This is a genomic window from Hyphomicrobium sp., from assembly GCF_009026145.1.
Taxonomy (GTDB): Bacteria; Pseudomonadota; Alphaproteobacteria; order Rhizobiales; family Hyphomicrobiaceae; genus Hyphomicrobium_A.
Map to the genome: position 1 here is coordinate 52,876 of NZ_WBUE01000027.1, position 6,360 is coordinate 59,235.

4 protein-coding genes are annotated in these 6,360 nt (G+C 67.0%); all 4 read right to left on the reverse strand.

The window, feature by feature from the left end:
• Nucleotides 1-43: 43 nt before the first annotated feature.
• A complete protein-coding gene (gene gyrB / locus F9K20_RS17430; RefSeq protein WP_291004777.1) occupies nt 44-2,482 on the reverse strand; it encodes a DNA topoisomerase (ATP-hydrolyzing) subunit B in 2,439 nt (812 codons plus the stop codon).
• 112 nt (nt 2,483-2,594) lie between these two features.
• Nucleotides 2,595-3,770, reverse strand: a complete 1,176-nt coding sequence (gene recF, locus F9K20_RS17435) for a DNA replication/repair protein RecF (protein WP_291004780.1) — start codon at nt 3,768-3,770, stop codon at nt 2,595-2,597.
• A 50-nt stretch (nt 3,771-3,820) separates the two neighbouring features.
• Complete coding sequence (dnaN, locus tag F9K20_RS17440) at nt 3,821-4,939, reverse strand: DNA polymerase III subunit beta (RefSeq protein WP_291004783.1); 1,119 nt, start codon at nt 4,937-4,939, stop codon at nt 3,821-3,823.
• Nucleotides 4,940-5,265: 326 nt separating this feature from the next.
• The coding region (gene dnaA, locus F9K20_RS17445; RefSeq protein ID WP_291004786.1) for a chromosomal replication initiator protein DnaA at nt 5,266-6,360 on the reverse strand (1,095 nt) is incomplete at its 5' end.

A 6,360-nucleotide genomic window follows, 5' to 3' on the forward strand; every position in this document is an offset into this window, starting at 1 on the left:
GTTGGGCTCATGCCCTCTTACTCCGTGTTGTCCCTTGGGCGGCTCACACGTCGAGGTTGGCGACGGTGAGCGCGTTGTCCTGGATGAACTCGCGCCGCGGCTCGACCACGTCGCCCATCAGCTTGGAGAAGATTTCGTCGGCCTCCGAGCCCTCGCCGATCTTCACCTGCAAGAGCGTGCGCACGTCCGGATCGAGTGTCGTCTCCCACAGCTGCTCGGGGTTCATCTCGCCGAGGCCTTTGTAGCGCTGCAGCGACAGACCCTTGCGTCCCGCCTCGTAGATGGCGTCGAGCAGCGTGCGCGGGCCGTAGACGGGGATCGTCTCCGCCTTGCGGCGCAGCTTGGCGGGCGTCGCGTACACCTCGGCAAGGTGAGTATGGCGCTCGTTGAGGCGGCGCGCGTCGAGCGAGCCGAGCAAGGCGAGGTCGAGCGTATGCGCCTCGGTGACGCCGCGCACCTCGCGCTTGAAGTGGAAGCCGTCATTGCCGTAGCGGCCTTGCCAGCCCTTCTCGGTCTCCTCGGCGATGGCGTCGAGCCGCTCGGCGATCGTGCCGGCGATGCTGTTCGCCTGCGCGGCCGATTGCAGCAGCTTGGTATCGAAGGCGCCGGCGATGGCCGCCTGCTCGACGACGCTGCGCGAATAGCGCGAGTGCAGGCCGTCCATGAGCGAGGCGACGGCACGCGCCTGGTCGACGATCGATCGCAGGTCGCGTCCTGCCCGCTCGCCGCTGCCGGTGACCAGCACCGTCTCCTCGAGCCCCGACTGGATGAGGTAGTCCTCGAGCGCACGCTGGTCCTTGAGGTACGTTTCCGACTTGCCGCGCGCCACCTTGTAGAGCGGCGGCTGGGCGATGAACACGTGGCCCTTCTCGACCAGCTCCGGCATCTGCCGGTAGAAGAACGTCAACAGCAGCGTGCGGATGTGGGCGCCGTCGACGTCGGCGTCGGTCATGATGATGATCTTGTGGTAGCGAAGCTTCGACACGTCGAAGTCGTCGCGGATGCCGGTGCCAAGCGCGCCGATGATGTTGGTCACCTGCTCGGAGGACAGCATCTTGTCGATGCGCGCGCGCTCGACGTTGAGGATCTTGCCGCGGATCGGCAGCACCGCCTGGAACTCGCGCTTGCGCCCCTGCTTGGCGGAGCCGCCTGCCGAGTCGCCCTCGACGATGAACAGCTCGGTGTTGGCCGCGTCGCGGTCCTGGCACTCGGCGAGCCCCCCCGGCAGCCGCAAAGAATCGAGCGCACCCTTGCGCCGCGTCAGCTCGCGCGCCTTGCGCGCCGCCTCGCGGGCGAGCGCGGCCTCGACGATCTTGCCGACGATGGCCTTGGCTTCCTTGGGGTGCTCCTCAAACCAGGCGTTGAGCTGCTCACCGACGATGCTTTCGACCACCGGCTTCACCTCGGAGGACACGAGCTTGTCCTTCGTCTGGCTGGAGAACTTGGGGTCGGGCACCTTGACGGAAAGCACGCAGGTGAGACCCTCGCGCGCATCTTCGCCCGAAAGATCGACCTTTTCCTTCTTGGCGAGGCCACTTTCGGCCGCGTACTTGTTGATGACGCGCGTCAGCGCGGCGCGGAAGCCGGCAAGGTGCGTGCCGCCGTCGCGCTGCGGGATGTTGTTCGTAAACAGCAGCACGTTCTCGTGGTAGCTGTCGTTCCACCACAGTGCCGCCTCGATGATGACCTTGTCGCGCTCGCCGGTTAGCATGATCGGCTCGCCGATCAGCGCCTGCTTGGAGCGGTCCTGATAGCGCACGAACGCCGCCGTGCCGCCATCGTACTGCATCTCCTCGCGCTTCACGTCGGCGTGGCGCGCATCGGTCAAGACGATCTTGGCGCCGGAATTGAGGAAGGCGAGCTCGCGCAGGCGATGCTCGAGCGTCGCATAGTCGAACTCGGTCTGCGTGAAGGTCTTGGGGCTCGGCAGGAACGAAACCTCGGTGCCGCGCTCGCCCTTCGCCTCGCCGACGACTTTCAGCGCTCCAACGGGCACACCGTCGCGGAACTCGATCAGGTGCTCGTTGCCCTCGCGCCAGATGCGGGCTTTCAGCCAGCTCGACAGCGCGTTGACGACGGAGACGCCGACGCCGTGCAGGCCGCCCGACACCTTGTAGGCGTTCTGGTCGAACTTGCCGCCGGCATGCAGCTCGGTGAACACGATCTCGGCGGCGGAGCGCTTGGGGTCATGGTCGTCGTCGGACTTGATGCCGGTGGGAATGCCGCGCCCGTCGTCGCGCACGGTGCACGAGCCATCCGGGTTGAGCGTCACGGTGCACGTCTTGGCGTGCCCGGCGAGGATCTCGTCGACCGCGTTGTCGACGACCTCGTAGATCATGTGGTGCAAGCCCGACCCGTCGTCGGTATCGCCAATGTACATGCCGGGGCGTTTGCGGACGGCGTCGAGGCCCTTCAGCATCTTGATCGACTCGGCGCCGTACTCCTCGGCGCCCGTGGTTTTTTTCGCGGGCAAAGCGCTCATTATCCGGATTGTCCTAGGGGTCGTTCGGCCTCGATTTCCTGTATAGCACAAAAGCCCGCGCAAGGCACCTTTTCAGGCCTCCACGTCTCAACAAAAATATGAATAATTTCCGTTAGTTAGAATGTGCTGCGGCACCTTGTGCAGGCTGCCCCGCAAAAGTGCTCAAGAGCCCCTCTTCCACGCGCCAGAATTGGGCCCTGCCGGCGAGCCGAGAGAAGGCCTCGGCATCCGTTCCCGTCATCCATGCCTGCGCCCCGAGGCGCAGGATTTCCTCGAACAGCGCCGCCCGACGCTCGGCATCCAGATGCGCCGTCACCTCGTCGAGCAGCAGGATCGGCGCCGCCTCCCGGCGGCGCGCCACGAGCTCGGCGTGGGCGAGGACGAGGCCGATCAGTAGCGCCTTCTGCTCGCCAGTCGAGCACAGGCGCGCCGGCATCGCCTTCGGCGCATGGGCGACGATGAGGTCGCTGCGGTGCGGGCCATCGAGCGTGCGTCCCGCCGCGCGGTCGCGTTCGCGGCCTTCGCGCAGCCGCTGCACGTAGCTGTCCTCCACCTCCACCGCCGGCATACGCTCCAGATCGGCCTCCAGCGCGCCTTCCAGTGCCAGCCCGGCGGCAGGGAACGGCGAATTGGGATCGCGCGCCGTGCGCTCGGCCATGATGGCGGCCAGCCCGGCAACCGCCTCGGCGCGTGCCGCCGCGATGGCAACGCCGGTCTCCGCCATGACCAGCTCCAGCCCCTCGAAGCGCGAAGCCTCGCGTACGCCGTCGGCGAGCAGCCGGTTGCGCTGCTGCATGGCACGCTCGAAGCGCGAAGCCACTGTCCTATAGCCCGGGTCAAAGCACAGGATCAGTCGATCGAGAAAGCGCCGACGCTCGGAGCCGGGGCCAGTGAAGAGGCCATCCATCGCCGGCGTCACCCATACCAGCTCGACGTAGTCGGCCAGCGCGCCGGCGCCCGCCGTCTCGCCGTTGATGCGTACGATGCGGCCCGCACGTTCCGAGACAGCGTCGTCCGCCAGCAGCCCGGTTCCGATATCGACCGGACCCATGTGCGTGTGCGTGTGCGCAGCCACCGCCCAGCCGCCATCGCCCTCCCCGCGCGCCAGATCCGGATACGCTGCGCGGCGCATGCCCTGGCCCGGCGCCAGCAGCGACATGGCCTCGAGCAGATTGGTCTTGCCGGCGCCGTTGTCGCCAATCAGCACCTGCGGCTCGGGCCCGACCTCGAGCACCGCGTGCGCGTAGTTGCGGAAATTGGACAGCGTCAGCCGCTCGACCCAGAGCATGGAGTTGTGTTGCGCCTTGTTTAGCGGTGCGCCCGGGCAGTCGACCGCGGCTATACGCGCATCGGCATCAGCACGTAGAGCGCCGTCTCGTCGCCCGGGTCGTTGACCATGGTGGGCGAGCCCGGATCGGCGAGCTTGAAGCATGCCCGCTCGCCCTCGAGCTGACCGGCGATGTCGAGCAGGTAGCGAGCATTGAAGCCGATCTCAAGGGGCTGGGCGGTGTACTCGACGCCGATCTCCTCGGTGGCGCTGCCGCCTTCCGGGTTGTTGACCGACAGCACCAGCCTGTCCGGCTTGATATTCAGCTTCACGGCACGGCCACGCTCCGACGCAATGGTCGACACGCGGTCGACGGCGCCGATGAACTCGGCATTGGAGACCGTCATCTCCTTGTCGTTCGACTGCGGGATGACGCGGCCGTAGTCGGGAAAGGTGCCGTCGATGAGCTTCGACGTCAGCGTCACACTGCCGATCTCGAAGCGCACCTTGGCGGGGCTCACCGCCACCTTCACCGCGGCCGAGCTGTCCTCGATCAGGCGGTTGAGCTCGTGCACCGTCTTGCGTGGAATGATCACGCCCGGCATGCCCTCGGCGCCCTTCGGCAGCGGCAGCTCGACCTGCGCCAGGCGGTGCCCGTCGGTCGCCACCGCGCGCAGCGTCGCCTTGTTGCCCGACTGCGCGGTGTGGAAATAGATGCCGTTGAGGTAGTAGCGCGTCTCTTCCGTCGAGATGGCGAAGCGCGTCTTGTCGATCAGCCGCTTCAAATCCTGTGCGCTGAGCTCGAACTCCTGGCCCATGTCGCCGATGCCGATGTCGGGAAAGTCTTCGGCGGGAAGCGTCTGCAGCGCGAAGCGCGCGTGCCCGGCGGCGAGCGTCAGACGCTCCTTCTCGGCGTCGCGGCGGATGTCGACCTGGCTGCCGTCGGGCAACTTGCGGACGATGTCGTGCAGCATGTGTGCGGGAACGGTGACGGCCCCCGGGGCGCTGACGTCGGCCGCAACGCCCTCGATCACCTCACGTTCGAGGTCGGTTGCCTTGAACTCGAGCGTAGAGTCGCGCGCGCGCAAGAGCACGTTCGACAGAATAGGAATGGTGGTGCGCCGCTCGACGACGCTGGTCACGTGGCCGAGTGCCCGCAGGAGTTCGCCACGTTCGATCACAAGCCGCATGGAAGCATCCTCGGCGCGTTCTTTGGGGCCAGTTGCCGGAACCGCCCGGCCCTGGTCGAGGTCGCGAAGCGGCCCTTATTGAGAGGGGAAAGCTCGGCGGGACCAGAGACTGGCGGTCTTTTAACGGATTCGCCCCCGGTCAACATGACCCGATGCGGCGGTTATTTTCAAGAGCCGGCACCCGGCGGGCTGCGTTTGGCCCATCGCGCGGGCCGTAAAGGCGTCCGCGAACAGCAAAGGAGCGGCGCCGTTTGACGCCGCCCCTCCCCGCTAAGACCCGCCGCGCTACGCCCAAGCGCGGCGGGCCGTTCCCTACTGGGCGACCGTCAATGGCTGAGAAGGCGCTTCAGTTCCTCCAGCTCCTCCTTCAAACGCGGGTTGCCGGACAATTCGCCCTCGATCTTGCGGATTGCGTGCAACACCGTCGTATGGTCGCGGTTGCCGAAACGGCGCCCGATCTCCGGCAGCGAGCGCGCCGTGAGCTGCTTGGCGAGATACATCCCGACCTGGCGCGGCCACACCACCGAGCGATGCCGACGCTGCGATAACAGGTCGCCCTTCGACACCCCGAAGTGACGCGAGATGATGCGCAGGATGTCCTCGATCTTGATGCGCCGCGGCTCGAGGCCTTGCACGAGATCGCGTATCACCGTCTCGGCCACGTCGGGCGTGATCGAGGTGCGCATGTACTGCCACGTGGCGTAGAGGCGGGTGATGGCGCCTTCGAGCTCGCGCCCGCTCTCCGTCAGCCGCTCGGCGAGCAGCGCCAGGATCTCGCGGCTGAGAGTGAAGGACGGGTCATTGGCCCGCTTCTCGGCGAGGCGCTTCTCCAGCACCTTGAGCCGCAGCTCGTGGTCGAGCGTGCCGATCTCGGTGACAAGTCCGCGCTGCAGGCGCGAGCGCATGCGCTCGTTCAGTCGCTCGACGTGGTTGGGTGCGCGGGCCGAAGCCACCACCACCTGGCGCCCACCGTCGAGCAGCGAGTTGATGATGTGATCGAACTCCTGCTCGGTGCGCTCGCCGTGCATGAACTCCAGATCGTCGATGAGCAGCACGTTGATGCCGCGGAACTTCTCCTTGAAGGCCAGCGGGTCCTGGCTGCGCAGGGCCTCGACGAACTGGTAGCGGAAGCGCTCGGCCGTCAGGTAGAGCACCTGCGCGTTCGGCGACCGGCGCTTCACCTCCCAGGCGATGGCATGCAGCAGGTGCGTCTTGCCGAGGCCGACCGCGGAGTGGATGTACAGTGGGTTGAACCCGGGCGCCTCGCCGAGCGCCGTCTCGGCCACCTGCGTTGCACCCGCGTGCGCCATGCGGTTCGACGCTCCGACGACGAAGCTCTCAAACGTATAGCGCGGGTCGAGGGGCGAGCCCTCAAAGCCGCCGACGCTGGTGCGCCCGGCCGGAACCGGAGCGACGAACGT

Bases quoted from the DNA above. Each gene is read 5' to 3' on its own strand.
- gyrB (WP_291004777.1), bottom strand. From the start codon at position 2,482: ATGAGCGCTTTGCCCGCGAAAAAAACCACGGGCGCCGAGGAGTACGGC.
- recF (WP_291004780.1), bottom strand. From the start codon at position 3,770: ATGCTCTGGGTCGAGCGGCTGACGCTGTCCAATTTCCGCAACTACGCG.
- dnaN (WP_291004783.1), bottom strand. From the start codon at position 4,939: ATGCGGCTTGTGATCGAACGTGGCGAACTCCTGCGGGCACTCGGCCAC.